This is a genomic window from Aminobacter sp. MDW-2, from assembly GCF_014250155.1.
GTDB classification, from domain to species: domain Bacteria; phylum Pseudomonadota; class Alphaproteobacteria; order Rhizobiales; family Rhizobiaceae; genus Aminobacter; species Aminobacter ciceronei.
Map to the genome: position 1 here is coordinate 4,910,877 of NZ_CP060197.1, position 14,188 is coordinate 4,925,064.

General features: G+C 64.4%; 15 protein-coding genes and 1 pseudogene. 6 read left to right on the forward strand and 10 right to left on the reverse strand.

Annotation, left to right across the window (positions count from 1 at the left end):
• Positions 1 to 3: 3 nt before the first annotated feature.
• The 6 genes from ccmE to H5P29_RS24320 all read right to left on the reverse strand — a co-directional run bounded on the left by ccmE (position 4) and on the right by H5P29_RS24320 (position 4,684).
• Positions 4 to 444, reverse strand: coding sequence for a cytochrome c maturation protein CcmE (gene ccmE, locus H5P29_RS24295; protein ID WP_067964325.1), 441 nt, complete (start codon positions 442 to 444; stop codon positions 4 to 6).
• A gap of 3 nt (positions 445 to 447) precedes the next feature.
• The gene (gene ccmI / locus H5P29_RS24300) at positions 448 to 1,584 is read right to left on the reverse strand and encodes a c-type cytochrome biogenesis protein CcmI (protein WP_154384991.1); all 1,137 of its coding nucleotides are present in this window, start codon (positions 1,582 to 1,584) and stop codon (positions 448 to 450) included.
• Positions 1,585 to 1,683: 99 nt separating this feature from the next.
• Positions 1,684 to 2,127: a hypothetical protein gene (locus tag H5P29_RS24305; RefSeq protein WP_331461845.1), complete on the reverse strand. Its 444-nt coding sequence runs from the start codon at positions 2,125 to 2,127 to the stop codon at positions 1,684 to 1,686.
• A gap of 105 nt (positions 2,128 to 2,232) precedes the next feature.
• Complete coding sequence (locus H5P29_RS24310; protein WP_067964329.1) at positions 2,233 to 3,633, reverse strand: ATP-binding protein; 1,401 nt, start codon at positions 3,631 to 3,633, stop codon at positions 2,233 to 2,235.
• Positions 3,634 to 3,655: 22 nt separating this feature from the next.
• A complete protein-coding gene (locus tag H5P29_RS24315) occupies positions 3,656 to 4,321 on the reverse strand; it encodes a response regulator transcription factor (RefSeq protein ID WP_067964332.1) in 666 nt (221 codons plus the stop codon).
• Between the two features lie 66 nt (positions 4,322 to 4,387).
• Positions 4,388 to 4,684: a hypothetical protein gene (locus tag H5P29_RS24320; protein WP_067964334.1), complete on the reverse strand. Its 297-nt coding sequence runs from the start codon at positions 4,682 to 4,684 to the stop codon at positions 4,388 to 4,390.
• Between the two features lie 35 nt (positions 4,685 to 4,719).
• On the opposite strand from H5P29_RS24320, the gene H5P29_RS24325 reads away from it, so the two are divergent.
• The 4 genes from H5P29_RS24325 (at position 4,720) to H5P29_RS24340 (ending at position 8,518) form a co-directional block, all read left to right on the forward strand.
• Complete coding sequence (locus H5P29_RS24325; protein ID WP_154384989.1) at positions 4,720 to 5,100, forward strand: hypothetical protein; 381 nt, start codon at positions 4,720 to 4,722, stop codon at positions 5,098 to 5,100.
• 29 nt (positions 5,101 to 5,129) lie between these two features.
• A complete protein-coding gene (locus tag H5P29_RS24330; RefSeq protein ID WP_154384988.1) occupies positions 5,130 to 7,283 on the forward strand; it encodes a transglycosylase domain-containing protein in 2,154 nt (717 codons plus the stop codon).
• Positions 7,284 to 7,398: 115 nt separating this feature from the next.
• Positions 7,399 to 7,983, forward strand: a complete 585-nt coding sequence (locus tag H5P29_RS24335; RefSeq protein ID WP_154384987.1) for a DUF1214 domain-containing protein — start codon at positions 7,399 to 7,401, stop codon at positions 7,981 to 7,983.
• The gene (locus H5P29_RS24340) at positions 7,976 to 8,518 is read left to right on the forward strand and encodes a DUF1254 domain-containing protein (RefSeq protein ID WP_067964339.1); all 543 of its coding nucleotides are present in this window, start codon (positions 7,976 to 7,978) and stop codon (positions 8,516 to 8,518) included. Before H5P29_RS24335 ends, H5P29_RS24340 begins: the two co-directional genes overlap by 8 nt.
• Positions 8,519 to 8,578: 60 nt before the next feature.
• Here the strand turns inward: H5P29_RS24340 and H5P29_RS24345 are convergent, their stop codons facing one another.
• Positions 8,579 to 8,767 carry a hypothetical protein gene (locus H5P29_RS24345; protein WP_067964341.1) on the reverse strand — a complete coding sequence of 63 codons (189 nt, stop codon included), beginning with the start codon at positions 8,765 to 8,767 and terminating at the stop codon, positions 8,579 to 8,581.
• A 393-nt stretch (positions 8,768 to 9,160) separates the two neighbouring features.
• Between H5P29_RS24345 and H5P29_RS24350 the strand changes: the two genes are divergently transcribed.
• Positions 9,161 to 10,168, forward strand: coding sequence for a DUF2336 domain-containing protein (locus tag H5P29_RS24350; RefSeq protein WP_185910186.1), 1,008 nt, complete (start codon positions 9,161 to 9,163; stop codon positions 10,166 to 10,168).
• Here the strand turns inward: H5P29_RS24350 and H5P29_RS24355 are convergent.
• From H5P29_RS24355 to H5P29_RS24365, 3 genes are all read right to left on the reverse strand, one after another.
• Complete coding sequence (locus H5P29_RS24355; RefSeq protein WP_067964346.1) at positions 10,155 to 10,502, reverse strand: DUF1491 family protein; 348 nt, start codon at positions 10,500 to 10,502, stop codon at positions 10,155 to 10,157. The genes H5P29_RS24350 and H5P29_RS24355 overlap by 14 nt on opposite strands.
• Positions 10,503 to 10,585: 83 nt before the next feature.
• Complete coding sequence (locus H5P29_RS24360) at positions 10,586 to 11,380, reverse strand: peptidoglycan-binding protein (protein WP_067964347.1); 795 nt, start codon at positions 11,378 to 11,380, stop codon at positions 10,586 to 10,588.
• A complete protein-coding gene (locus tag H5P29_RS24365) occupies positions 11,355 to 13,130 on the reverse strand; it encodes a PAS domain-containing sensor histidine kinase (RefSeq protein ID WP_246340961.1) in 1,776 nt (591 codons plus the stop codon). Before H5P29_RS24365 ends, H5P29_RS24360 begins: the two co-directional genes overlap by 26 nt.
• Before the next feature lie 452 nt (positions 13,131 to 13,582).
• Here H5P29_RS24365 and H5P29_RS24370 point away from each other — a divergent pair.
• Positions 13,583 to 13,882: pseudogene (locus H5P29_RS24370) on the forward strand (DUF5330 domain-containing protein); the annotation flags it as partial.
• Positions 13,883 to 14,188 lie beyond the last annotated feature (306 nt).

Below are 14,188 nucleotides of genomic sequence, written 5' to 3' on the forward strand. Positions count from 1 at the left end.
CATTCATTGCGTCGTTTCCTGCCATACACCCTTTGCCTTCAGGCTGTCGGCGACTTCCTTGGGCATGTAGTTCTCGTCGTGCTTGGCCAGCACGCTGTCGGCGATGAACTCGCCGTCGGGGCCAAAGCTGCCTTCGGTGATCACGCCCTGCCCCTCGCGGAAGAGGTCGGGCAGGATGCCTGTGTAGCGCACCTTCACCGTCTTTTCGGAATCGGTGACGCCGAACTCGACCTGGGTGCCCTGCCCGCGCAGGATGCTGCCGTTCTCGACAAGGCCGCCGAGGCGAATGCGCTGGCCGGGCTGCAGGGTCGCCGTCTGCAGGTCGGCGGGCATGTAGAAATAGGACGCCTTCTGGCCAAGCGCGTAGAAGGTCAGCGCGGTGGCGGCGCCCAGGAAGGCCAGCGCGCCCGCGATCACCGAAAGCCGTTTTTGCTTGCGCGTCATCGTCTACTCCGTGACATCAAGGCCAAGCGAGCCTGCAAGTTCGGTCAGCTTGCGGCCGTCCTCGCTGTCGCGGCCCAGCGCCGCATAGGCGCGGCCGAGCGCATCCTGCGCCAGATCGGTCTTGCCGAGCACCTGGTATGAACGCACCAGCCGGACCCAGCCTTCCGGATCGCGCGGGTTCTGGCGCAGCTTTTCGTCCAGCGTCGCCACCATGCCCTCGATCATCGCCGTGCGATCGCCCGACGACATGGATGCGGCGGCGTCGATGTCGTCCTGGCTCGGTGCAGGCGCGCCGGCGGCCTCCTTGACCGGTGCGGTACGCACCTCCGCCTGGGCTATCGCCTGCTCGGTTGCCGCACGCCACGGCGAGTCGGCAGGCAGGCTTGCGGCCAGCAGCCGCCAGGCAGCGGCGGCGTCTGAAATCTTGCCCTCCTGGGCGAGCGCCAGCGCCAGGAAATAGCGGGCCTTGGCATCGGTGGGCTCGAGCTTGAGCGCGGCCTCGAAGGCGATACGCGCGTCCGACGTGACGATGCCGCCCGCGGAGGCGGCAATCGCCTCGCCGAGGCCGGCCTGGCGCGCAGTGGTCGAGCCGAGGATGCGGATGGCGTTGCGATAGGCGGTGACGGCGTCGTTGGCGCGCCCGATCCTGAGATAGACAGGGGCGAGCACGTCCCAGCCGCGGCCGTCGGACGGATTGGCCACCAGATGCGCCTCGGCGCGGGCAATCAGCTCGTCGACCGAGCTGTCCGCCGGTTTCTGCGACAGGCGCGCACTCAATGGCTGGGAAGGAACGGTGGGCGAGCCGATCGCGGTGTAGACGCCCCAGCTCAGCAGCGGCACGGCCAGCACGGCGATCATGCCGACGAGACGAGGCCCAAGCTGCGATGCCTTCTTTGGCTCGCGCGCATTTTCGGCATCCAGCCTGATGATCCGGCGCGCGATCTCGGCGCGGGCCTGTTCGGCATCCGCGGCGGCAATCAGCCCGCGCGCCGCATCCCTGTCGACCTCGCCAAGCTGGTCGCGATAGACTTCGAGGTCATGGCTGGCATCGTCCCTGGCCCTGGTCTGCCGCGTCAGCGGCAACAAGACCGCAAGGCTTGCACCAAGCGTCAGAACAGCGGCTATGATCCAGAACAGCATGTCACCTAAATAGCCAGCAGCCTCCAAGCTGCCAACATCTCCGTGCTGCGGCTTATTGACGGTTCGAACGCCCCTGCCAAAGCAACAACACGTGAAGACTTAGGTCAGCGGCGTCCAGCTTCCATCAGCATTGCGGCAGGCCGTGCCGCGCGCGATCAACGGCGTGCCGGTGGTGAACACGGTCTGCGAATACTGGCGGCAGTCCTGAGAGCCGACGCGATAGGGCTGCGCGGCCACGACTTCGCCGGAACGATCGCCGCCCTTCCAGGCGACCGCCTGTCCACCCTGGCCATATTCCAGCGCGCGGTATTCGGCTTCCAGCGCCTTGCGCCGGTCGTCGCCGTTCAGGCCATTGCCGATCGTGCCGCCGATGAGGCCGCCATCCATGGCATTGATGATGCGCGTGGCAACCTTGCCGCTCGAGCCATCGTCACCGCCGCCAAGCGCCGGCACCACGCCGCCACCGCTGCTCAAGCTGGTGGTCGTGCAGCCTGAGCCGGCAAGCAATGCTGTAACCAGTGCCACCCGAAATCTCATGCTCATCACCGGTCCCGAATTTGCGTCCGCTTACAAGGGCTTGGCGCCGCGTTAGATTGCATCTTTGGCCGAAATGGGGCCGATTCGGCCAGCCATTTCTCCTGCTATTCCCTACTGGACGCCGCGCAACTCGACGACGGCCTTCAATCCGCCCATCGTCGAGCGCTCGAGCCGAAGCGTGCCGCCATATTCCTTGACCAGATCGGCGACGATCGCCAGCCCGAGGCCGGTACCCGGCTTGGTCTCGTCGAGACGCTTGCCCCGCTGCAACGCCTCGCGCGCCTTGTCCTCCGGAATGCCCGGACCGTCGTCCTCGATGAGGATCGAAAACCGTGGCGGCTCCTCATTCGCCGGCTCGGCCGCTTCGACTGAAATCCTGACCGCACTGTGCGCCCATTTCATCGCGTTTTCGAGCAGATTGCCGACGACCTCCTCGAGATCTTCGCGTTCGCCGGCGAACACCACCTCGGTCGCCGGCAAGTTCAGCGAAAACGCCGTCCCCCGCGAGAGCTTCTCCATCACCCGCACCATGCGCTGGAGCAAAGGCGCCACCGGCGTGCGGTAGACCACGCTTTCGCGCTGTGCGGCCACCCGGGCGCGCTGGAGATAATGGTCGATCTGCTTCTGCATGGCGGTGGCATGGTCGGCGAAAAGCTGCCCCTTGGGCCCGCCCAAGGCGCGGCCCTCGTTCAGCATCACCGCCAGAGGTGTCTTCAGCGAATGCGCCAGGTTGCCGACCTGGGTCCGTGAGCGCTCGACGATGCGGCGGTTGTTTTCGATCAGCGCATTGGTTTCGTTGGCGAGCGGCTGGATCTCGGCGGGAAACCGCCCGGTCAGGCGCTGCGCCGTGCCTTCTCGCACCATGGCCAGCGCGTTGCGCACGCGCGCCAGCGGCTGCAGGCCGAGCAGGATGGCGATGGCGTTGATCGCGATCATGCCGAGGCCGAACAGCGAGAGATAGGTGAACAGGCGCCATTCGAAGCCGCTGATCTCGGCTTCGAGCTCGGAGCGGTTGCCCATGACACGGAACCGCGCGATGCGGTTCTGCGCATCGAGCACGAACTCGGTCTCGAAGACCTCGAGTTCCTCGCCGACGATGCCGGCGACGCGATAATGGCGCTGGAACTCGGCGTTGAACGGCACGTCGGCGACGTCAGGCGATGTGACCGGCTCGGTCATCGACGACGACCTGAGCTGGCCGACGAGGCCCTTGGACACCGGCTCGACAGACCAGTACCAGCCCGATTCAGGCTCGGAGAACCTGAGATCGCCGAGATCGGGGCCGCCGGTCAGCGTGCCGCTGTCCGAAACGCCGACAGAGCCAATGAGATTGAACAGATGCGCCGACAACAGGCTGTCGAAACCACGCTCGCTGGTCTGGCGGTAGAGCGAGCTGATGACGGTGAAGATCAGGGCAAAGGCGAGGATCGCCCAGACGGTCGAGAACGCGATGACGCGAAACGCGAGGGAACGCGGTCCGAGCCCGAGTGCGTAACGCTTCCAGCGCCCCAGTCGTTTGGCCAGCTGTTCCGCCTTACGCCTCCGGCTCGCGCATGCGGTAGCCCATACCGCGGACGGTTTCGATCATGTCGATGCCCATCTTCTTGCGAAGACGCCCGACAAACACCTCGATCGTGTTGGAATCCCTGTCGAAATCCTGGTCGTAGAGATGCTCGACAAGCTCGGTGCGCGAGACGACTTCGCCCATATGGTGCATCAGATAGGCAAGCAGCCGGAACTCATGCGAGGTCAGCTTGAGCGGCACGCCGTTGACGTCGGCCTTGGAGGCCTTGGTGTCGAGCCGGAGCGGCCCGCAGGACAGTTCGGACGAGGCATGGCCGGCGGCGCGGCGGATCAGCGCCCTCACCCGCGCCAACACTTCCTCGATATGGAACGGCTTGGTGACGTAATCGTCGGCGCCAGCGTCGATGCCGGCAACCTTGTCGCTCCAGCGGTCGCGCGCCGTCAGCATCAGCACCGGCATCTTGCGGCCCTCGCGGCGCCAGCGCTCGACGACGCTGATGCCGTCCATCTGCGGCAGGCCGATATCGAGCACGATGGCGTCATAAGGTTCGGTGTCGCCGAGGAAATGCCCCTCCTCGCCGTCAAAGGCCTTGTCGACGACGTAGCCGGCATCGGTCAGCGCCTCGGAGATCTGGCGGTTCAGGTCCTTGTCATCTTCGACAACGAGTATGCGCATGCGGTTTTGCGACCAGTGAAAAGATGATGGAGATATAGGCGATTCCGGAGTTGCGGGAAATCCAGACTAGTTGGCCGGCACCACGACCTCGACGCGACGCGGACGCTGGCCGTCCTTGGCCGGAACCAGCACCACGATGACGCAGACCGACTGGCCGCCCTGGTTGGATTCGGACGCCCGCGCCAGGGTGCCGCCATGCTCGTCGGCCACTTGCTGGCCGATCGAGTAGCAATCCGCGGCAGCCACGAGATATTCGCCACCTTCCGCCGACGGCATCGGCGCCGCTGCCGCCGAGGTGGCAAACAGGCCAAGCGCGCAGACCGCAGTCATGGCAGGCCGGAATATGGAGCGAAGCGTTTTCATGGCAGGATTTCTAATACGCCAGTGCTGAACGTGGAATGAACAATGAATTCATGCAAACACGCGCATATGCAAGTCTGCTCATTCTCGCCGATCCGCTCTTTGCCGACATCCGGGCGAAGATCGCAACCGGCGCCGGATGCCCAGGGATCACCCGCATCAGGGTATCGGTCATCGCCGCATCGTCGACACCGCCAAAAAGCCTGCCCCGATCGGCATGGTCATGGCGGCGGCCCGGATCGCAGATTTCGGGGGTTCGGGTTCAATATGTTCATGATCTCAGGGGTAAAGCAGCTTGCCTGCTAATCGCTGGACTGTGTTCAACTTGCTCTTGTCGCGGCAACAAAAATCGGGGACAAGTCGAAGCTGGGCCGAGGGACGCGCGCCCTGAATTCGCCAGCAAAAGCGTTTTGGTGTAAGCTGCAGTCACGTGCCGGGCTCGTCTCGAATGGAAAATCCCATCCCACCGCGCAAGAAACGAGGCCGCATCTCGGCGGGTCTGCTGGCATTCGACGCCTGGCTCGACTCGTCGCTCTATGAACTCCGCTTCCGGGCGCAGCAGTTCTGGGAAAATGCCACCATCTTCTTCCGCCGCTTCCGCGTCAAAGGCTGGCGCCGCGGCGTCATCGAGGTCCTGAGCGAATCCTTCACCATGGCCGCAGGCGGCTCGGTGGTGATGCTGGCGCTGGCCATGCCGGCCTTCCAGGAAACCACCGGCAACTGGCGCAACCAGGACGACTTCGCCGTCACCTTCCTCGACCGCTACGGCAACGAGATCGGCCAGCGCGGCATCATCCAACGCGACTCGGTGCCGGTCGACGAGATGCCGGACCATGTCATCAAGGCGGTGCTGGCGACCGAGGACCGGCGCTTCTTCGAGCATTACGGCATCGACTTTCTCGGCCTTGTCAGGGCCATGTCGGAAAACGTCCGCGCCAATTCGGTGGTCCAGGGCGGTTCGAGCCTGACCCAGCAGCTGGCCAAGAACCTGTTCCTGACCAACGAACGCACCGTCGAGCGCAAGGTCAAGGAAGCCTTCCTGTCGATCTGGCTCGAATCGAACCTGTCCAAGAAAGAGATCCTGCAGCTCTATCTCGACCGCGCCTATATGGGCGGCGGCACCTTCGGCATTGCAGCTGCGGCCGACTTCTACTTCGGCAAGCAGGTCAAGGACCTCAACCTCGCCGAGGCGGCGATGCTTGCCGGCCTGTTCAAGGCGCCGACCAAATACGCGCCCCACATCAACCTTCCCGCCGCCCGCGCCCGCGCCAATGTCGTGCTCAGCAACCTGGTGCAGGCAGGCTTCATGACCGAAGGCCAGGTGCTGTCGGCACGGCTGCATCCGGCCGACATCGTCGACCGCGGCGACCGCAAGAGCCCCGACTATTTCCTCGACTGGGCCTTCGACGAGGTCAAGAAGATCGCGGCGAAATCAGGCATCCACTCGCTGGTCGCCCGCACCACCATCGACATGAACATCCAGAAGGCGGCGGAAGAGTCGGTCGAATTTCACCTTCGCCAGTTCGGCAAGGAGTATCACGTCACCGAAGGTGCGGTCGTCGTCATCGAGACCAATGGTGCGGTGCGCGCCATCGTCGGTGGGCGTGACTATGGCGCCAGCCAGTTCAACCGCGCCACCAGGGCGCAGCGCCAGACCGGCTCGTCGTTCAAGCCCTATGTCTATGCCACCGCCATGGAAAACGGCTTCACGCCGGAATCGGTCATTTCGGATGGCCCGATCAGCTGGGGTGCCTGGTCGCCGAAGAACTACACCCGCGGCTATTCCGGGCGCATGACGCTGTCGACCGCGCTGATCAAGTCGATCAACACCGTGCCGGTACGCCTTGCCAAGGACCATCTGTCGATCCCGCCGATCAAGGCGATGGCCGAGGCGATGGGCGTCGAATCTCCTGTCAGCTCGCACAAGACGATGGTGCTCGGCACCTCGGGCCTGACCGTCATGGATCAGGCGACCGGCTACAGCGTGTTGGCGCAGAACGGCATCGTCGGCACCCGCCACGGCATCACCCAGCTCGTCACCCATTCCGGCCAGCTCATCTACGACTACAGCAAGGATGCGCCGCCGCCGCACCGCGTGCTGTCCGAGCAGGCGGTCGCCTCGATGAACTCGATCATGGTGCAGATCCCCGAGGTCGGCACGGCGCGCAAGGCGGCGCTGTCCAACATCCGCTCCGCCGGCAAGACGGGAACCACCCAATCCTATCGCGACGCCTGGTACATCGGCTACACCGGCAACTACACAGCCGCCGTCTGGCTGGGCAATGACGACTTCTCGACCACCAACAACATGACCGGCGGCTCGCTTCCTGCCATGGTCTGGCAGCGCTTCATGGCCTACGCCCACCAGAACATCGACCTCAAGCCGATCCCCGGCATCAAGGATCCCTATGTCGATCCGGCGGCCATCGCCAAGGCCGAGGACGCCGCCAAGAACGGGCCGCAGCAGGCCGTCGATACCTCCGACCGTCCTCCCGTCCTGTCCAGCACGACCACCCGTGCGCTGCGCGACATCGCCGACGTCTTCCACAAGGCGCCCGCGATCGTTGCACCGCCCGAACCCGAGACGCTGTCGGCACTGTGACATCGGGGCAAGGATCCAGCCAGCACATGTTCGCCCACCGGTTGCAGCCGCTGCCCGCTTGCCTTCCTGTCAAAGGGCAGGATATTCCTCCGCCAACTCCATCCTGCGGCGGCTCATGCTGAAACAATCGATCCTGATCGCCCTCGCCATCGCCATCGCTGTCGGCGGCGGCGCTGCCAGTGTCGGCATGGTGCTGAACTCGCAGGAGGGCATCGGCGCCGTGTCAGTCGGCCCCTGGACCGCCTTTCCCGACATCGGCACCCCGGAAGCCGACCCCTATTCGAAAGCGCGTGTCGCCCGCGACGGCGTTCTGGCGCTGGGCCGCGCCGAAGGCCTCAGCTTTGTCGCCGACCGCGACTCCGCAGGCGTTACCCTGAAGAGCGAATGCAACTACCGCATCGAAGGGTCGCTGCCGGTCGCCCGATTCTGGACGCTCTATGCGACCGACAGGGCGCATATCGCGCTCAAATCGGGGATACGCCGCGATGCCACGCTGCATTCGCTGGAAGTGCTGCGCCAGCCCGACAACTCGATCAGCGTCGCGGTCGGCACGCGGCCCGAACCAGGCAACTGGCTCTCGGTCACAGGTGTCGGCGCGATGAACCTGGTGCTGACCTTCTACGACACGCCCATTGCCAGCAGCACCGGCCTCTCCGGCATCGAGATGCCGCGCATCGTCAGGGTCCAGTGCAATGCGTAGGCTGCTTCATGCCCTGGCGATCGGCCTGATCGGCGCCGGCATCGCCCACATCGTCATCCTGCTTCTGGTGCCGAGCTTCTCCGAGCGCGATGCCTGGTCGCGCCTTGCCATGGTCGCCGGCCCCAACAAGGTCGTCCGTCTCGACCAGGAGATCGGCGGCACGCCGGTGGTGAAGGCGCTCGATCCGTCCTTCTTCGAGGCCGCCTGCCGCTTCGATCTCGACGAAGGTGTCGTCCGCATCGACAATGCCGGCAAGGTCCCCTACTGGTCGGTCTCGGTCTACGACCGCAGCGGGCAGAACATCTACAGCTTCAACGACCGCACCGCGACCGATGGCACCCTCGATTTCGTTGTGCTGACACCGGCACAGATGATCGACCTGCGCAAGGAGCTGCCAACCGAGTTCGAGAAATCGATTTTCGTCGAAACGCCCATCGATGAAGGCATCGTCGTCGTTCGCGTCTTCGTTCCCGACGACAGCTGGAAGCCGACGGTGTCGCGCTTCCTCGACGGCATCAACTGCGACATCCAGTAAGGGTGCGCAGCAAGCCGGGCGTGCAATGCCCAGCCTTGCGGATGCTCCGCTCCGTTGCCTTCAGTGACGCGGCACCGGATCGTTGCGGCGGGGCGCATCGTTGCGCAACTCACCGGCACCCGAAGCCGGGCCCTTGGTCCGCTCGTAGCGCACGCCTGGAAAGATGATGATGGATGCCGAAGTTTCCGCTGTCCGGGGAGACCGGCGGATGGCCGCCTGACGCGGCATGAATGACACAACACTGCCCATGGTTCGCGATTTCCCTCTCGGTTCGACCGGAGTAAGCACGCAACGCCTCCGCTTCGATAAGGCCAGCAGAGAGGTTAACAGACCGTTACTGCCAAGGATTTGATTCAATTCCTGGTTCTCGCCTGCGCCCTTGGCACCCCCTTGATATCCGATCGCCGTTAGACGCGCGTGAAAGCAGCAGCATTGCCGATGACACGGGCCTGGTGCGGCCCGCTTTGCCCGGTTTCGCTGGAAAATCCGCGTAACCAATTGGTAACAAACGGATTCCTTAACGCCAGAGTTAACAGTGCGCTAACAAATCCTCGCTAAGTTTATGTTCACCTTAGGAAGCCATGGCGCGTGGGCGTCAGACGATCCAGGGCAGTGTCGAGTTTTTGTCAGGCGTACCCGTTCGTGTCAGCATCGGACTTCAGGCAGATTGCCATCGGACGCGAAACCGGTAAGCCAGAGCGGCTGTTCCGAGCAGCAGTCTCAGCCTTCTGCGCCCTGCCCCGGCCTTCGCGCCGCGAGATCGCCCAACTGGAAGACCTGACCCTGCCGCTGTTCGACAAGGTGTCGGTGGAAGCCCGCCGGTTTGTCGCCGCAGCCCTTTCGGAAAGCGAATACGCGCCGTTCGGCCTGGTCCGCAAACTCTGCGACGAACCCGTCGACATCGCAGCACCGCTGCTCGTGCGGTCACCTGTTCTGTCCGACGTCACGCTGATCGCGCTGATCGGCCGTCACGGCCTGCCGCATGCGCGCGCGATCGCCCGCCGCCCGAACCTGCACAAGACCATTGCCGACCTGATCCGGGTGCTCGAGCGCCCACGCCTGGTGTATCCCGAAGTGGGCAGGCAGCAGGAGACGGCCGCCAACGCGTTGCAAGCCGCCGAAGCGATCGCTGCACCCGTCATGTCCAATGGCCCCGTCCCCGGTGAGCTTGCCGAGAATGTCCGCCGCAAGCTGCGCGCGATGATGACGCCGGCCACGCCCCGCCAGGCAATGCCGGATGAAGAGCGCGCGCCGGCCTACGACAGGCTCAAGACGACGGCGCTGACGGGCAACGACAGCTTCTTCCAGACAGCGCTTGCCGACGCGCTGGAAATCGACCTTCTCGCCGCTCGCTCGATCACCGAGAAGTCTGGCTATTCCCAGCTCATCGACGCGCTCAAGGCGCTCGACCTCGCCGAAGAGCAGGCATTCCTGCTCGCCGCCGCCATCCTGCCCGGCCAGTTCGCCCATGCGGAATCGGTCAGGCTGTTCCTGGAGCGCTATCGCGCCCTGCATCGCGACGTGGCACTCGACCGTGTTCGCGACTGGAAGGCCGCGTCGGTCGGTGCCCGCATCCGCAGCAATGCCGAGCGCCTGCAGACGAGGGTCAAGTCCTCTACGCCCATGGGCGACCGGCTCAAGGCGTCGTAATCGCAACGAGGTCGACGATCCCGGTCTTGCCGGGCTCGATCTCGACCACCCAAATGTCGGGGTCGAAACGCCGCTCGCGTTCGAGCCGCTTTTCGATCGCCGTGCCGTCATCATCGCTTTCAAGCAGGCTGAACTGGCGTTCGCCGGGTCGGGCCATGTCGTAGCTGGTCTGCGGTGCCGGGCCGTAGAGGTTCGAGCGGCCGAAACGATCGCGGGTGAGGATGAAGACGGCACCGGCTTCCAGCGCGCCACGGTTGAGGATCGCGCCAAACCCGCCTTCGCCGAAGACGCGACGCAAAAGGGCCGACACCCAGAAGTCAGTGGTGAGACGCATAGGACCGGCCCGATCGCAGTTTCGACGAAGCCTCTATAGCGGCTCGGCGCGCACAGGCCAATCCGAGCCAATGCTGCCCTGCTTCAGTTGGTCAGGCCAATCTCGCGCATCTTGGCATAGACGCCAGGGTCGGGCTCGCCCGTTTCCGGTAGCCCGAACAGAGCCTGGAATTCACGGATTGCGGACTTCGTCCGTGCCCCGGGGACGCCGTCGATCTCGATGCCGTCATTGCCGAAAGCCTTCAGCCCGGCCTGGATCTTCATGATCCGCGCGCTGGTATCTGCGGCAGGCTCGGCACGTGCCGGCGTCGCAGCCTGTGTTGCCCTTTGTGCCGCTGCAGGCATCACCTGTTCACGTGGTGTCGGTCGCGGGGCTATGCCTGCGGTGGTGTCGGCCGCGCCCAGTTGCTCGAGCAGCTGCGCGTCGATTTCGCCTGATGCCGCCATGCCGACCTTCTTCTGGTAGGCCTGGATGGCGCCGCGCGTTGCCGGACCGTTCAACCCGTCGACGTTGCCGTCGTAGAACGCAAGGTCCTTGAGAATACCCTGCACCCGTTCGATGCGCGGATCGCCCTGCGGGCGCACGGCCTCCGCAGCCTCCTCGGGACGTTCGATCTTGATCGTCGTCTCGGGCGCGTTCTGGTTCATGTCGGGAAACTCGACCGCTTCGCGGGTCGAGAAGAAGGCGCCCTTGTGCGCATAGGGCTGATACCAGAGCGCATTCGCCGAGACATAAAACAGCGCCACCATGAACGCCGTCGATCCGCCCACCAGGACCGGGTTGCGGGCAATCAGCCCGCCGAGCGCCAGGACGCCGTCCTGCAGCGGGCTACGTTCCTCAATGACCTGCCGTTTAGCTTGCTTTGCGGAGCGGGCCACTGCGCATCTCCTTGTTCCTGCCGGCAGGAAGCTTCATCAACTCGCCCCGCGCAGGCTCGGGCCGGTAGGCGGGGCCCTCGATGGGCAGGCTGATGGTAACGGTCGTTCCTTCGTCCGGCGCGCTCTCGATCGACATCGTGCCGTCGTGCAGGGCAACCAGTCCCTTGACCAGCGACAGTCCGAGGCCGGTGCCTTCGAAGCGGCGGGTATAGTCGTTCTGGATCTGCGTGAACGGCGTGCCCAGCCGCGACAGGTCGTCCTGCGCAATGCCGATGCCCGTGTCGGAAACCCAGAAGTGCAGGCGCGAACCGAGACGCTTGGCGCCGATCTCGACCCTGCCGCCATCGGGCGTGAACTTGACCGCATTGGAGACGAGGTTGATCAGCATCTGCTGCACGGCGCGCCGGTCAGCCTTGACCTCGCCGGTGCCGGCGGCCACCTCTACCACAAGGTCAAGCGACTTGGCCTGCGCCTGCAGCGCCAGCATCGAAGCGCACATGTCGACAGCATCGCGGAACCTGAACGGCTCAGGCGTGATCGCATAGCAGCCAGATTCGATCTTGGTGACGTCGAGGATCGAATTCACCACGTCGAGCAGGTGCTGGCCGGAATCGCGGACGATGCCGACATATTCCTTTTGGCGCGGCTCCTTGAAGCCACCGAACATCTCGTGCAGCAACATGTCGGAAAAACCGATGATGGCATTCAGCGGCGTCCGCAGTTCGTGGCTCACGGCAGCCAGGAAGTTGCTCTTGGCAAGTTCGGCGCTCTTGACCGCATCAGCTGCCGTCGCCAGTTGGTCACGCAGATCGGAAACCGTGTCGTTGTTGCGGACGACGGCAACGAAGGCCTGACCGTCGGCCTTCATCAGCTCGAGCGCGAACGGCCGGAAATTGTCACCGGCGTCGCCCTCATTCTGCCTGGGCAGGCGCAGGCGCAATTCAACCTCGCGCAGTTGCGCACCGTCGCGCATGTCAGCCAGCGCGCAGAGATAGCCGACACGATCGGCAACATGGATGCGGTCGAAAAGCGCCGTTCCCAACAGCAGCTCCGGCTGCAGCCTGAGCATGGTCCGAGCCTGCTCGGAGACATCGGTCACGTCGCCATTATGGGCAATGCGCAGCACGACCGCCTTGAGGATCGTTTCGAGAGAACCAGCGGGCGCGTCTTGCTGTTCGACGCGGCGATCGAGGAAAGCACCGGCACGAACGGCAAATGTGGCAAGCCAGGCAACCGGCAGAAGCCACTGCCAGGCCGAGACGGCTGCGCCATCTGCAAAAGGCATGGAACCGAGAGCAGCCTGGGACAGCAGCGCGACGGCGGCCGCCACAGTGCCAAGCTTTGCCGCCTTGCGCGTCCGCCAGACCCACAGCGCCTCGAGCGGGAGTGCCGCGACAAGCAATGTCGCCGGCGACGTCAGTCCGCCCGCCGCGGCAACGATCGCAGCGATCGCAGTCGTTGCGACAACAAGAGATGTCGCACCGATCTGTCCGGTCTTGCCGGTCGCAGCAATCAGCAATGCAGCAAGCCAGCTCAGGCTGAAGGCCGCGAAAATGACGGCAAAGGTCGAGGCTGCGCCGAGATTGGCAGAGACCAGGAACACACCCGCGCCGGCAACCAGGAAAGGCGCCGCCAGCAGCAAGCCGACGAGGCGCCGCTGGCGCGAACGCTCGATGCCATCTGCTGACGGATGGACCAGCCGGTCGCAGCCGCCGGCCATCGCGCCGGAAAACTCACCGTATCTGGTCATGACAAAACTCAACGCTACGCACTCTTCCGTGGCTCGCTTTGCGGCTCTTCTGTAGTTGTCCCAAACTCGCACCGAGCCTTTAATGAAGGGATAAGGCTGGCCGACCGAAACCCGGCTACGCGGCGAATATCGGGATCACAGCGCCGACATTCGAGAACAGTTATCGCCATGGTAAACAGGGGGTTATTTGCCGACTTGGCGCCTGCGAATCTGTCCTGGCCGCATTTTCCCGCGGTTTTTCAATTTAAATCAATTGCTTACGGAAACCGTGAGACATTGCCTGCGAAACCACCTGCGCAAGCCGAGCCAGTCCGTTAAACTTTGGTGAAAAGCCTGCGCAAAATGCCACCGTTTGCAGCAATCGCTCCTTTGTTCCTCCATGTCATTGTCGGCTCAACAAGATGTGGGTCGACAAAAAACAAACAGGCCCGCCACACAGTAAGAGGCACACCATGGGCTTTCTCATCAGGACCGCATTCTGGTTCTCGCTCGTCCTTCTTGTTCTGCCGCTCGGCACCGGGCCGAATGGCGAGAACAGCGTGAGCCCGCTGCAGGCGATCTTTGCCGCCCGCGAAGCCGTCGGCGACCTCGCCGGCATCTGCGAGCGCAAGCCTGACGTCTGCGAGACGGGCAAGGCCGCGATGCAGACCATCGGTGTCAGGGCCCGTGAAAGCGCCCGCATCGCCTATCAGGCGCTCGATGAGCAGTTCGGCCAGCCCGACACGGCAACGCAGACCGGCAGCGTTCCCGAGGCTGCTCCAGAGGCTGGCCCGGAAGCTGGCCCGGAAGCTGGCCCGGAGGCTGGCATCGTGCCGGCCGAGGCTGCCGCCGTGCCGACCCCGAGGCCCGCGGCTCCGGCCAACTGATTTCCGACACAAGGCATTGCCGCGAACGGAGCAGGCGTTCGGGCAGCCAATCCCTTTCGGTTCAGCGCTTCGGCTCAGCCAGCCCGGCTGCAAGCTCAAGGCGCCAGGCCCCACCGCAGGTCGCCCGCCTCTGGCGCCTGCGGTGTCTTTCTTTGTTCGTGACGGGCTTTTTTCGTGACGGGCAGCGATGCT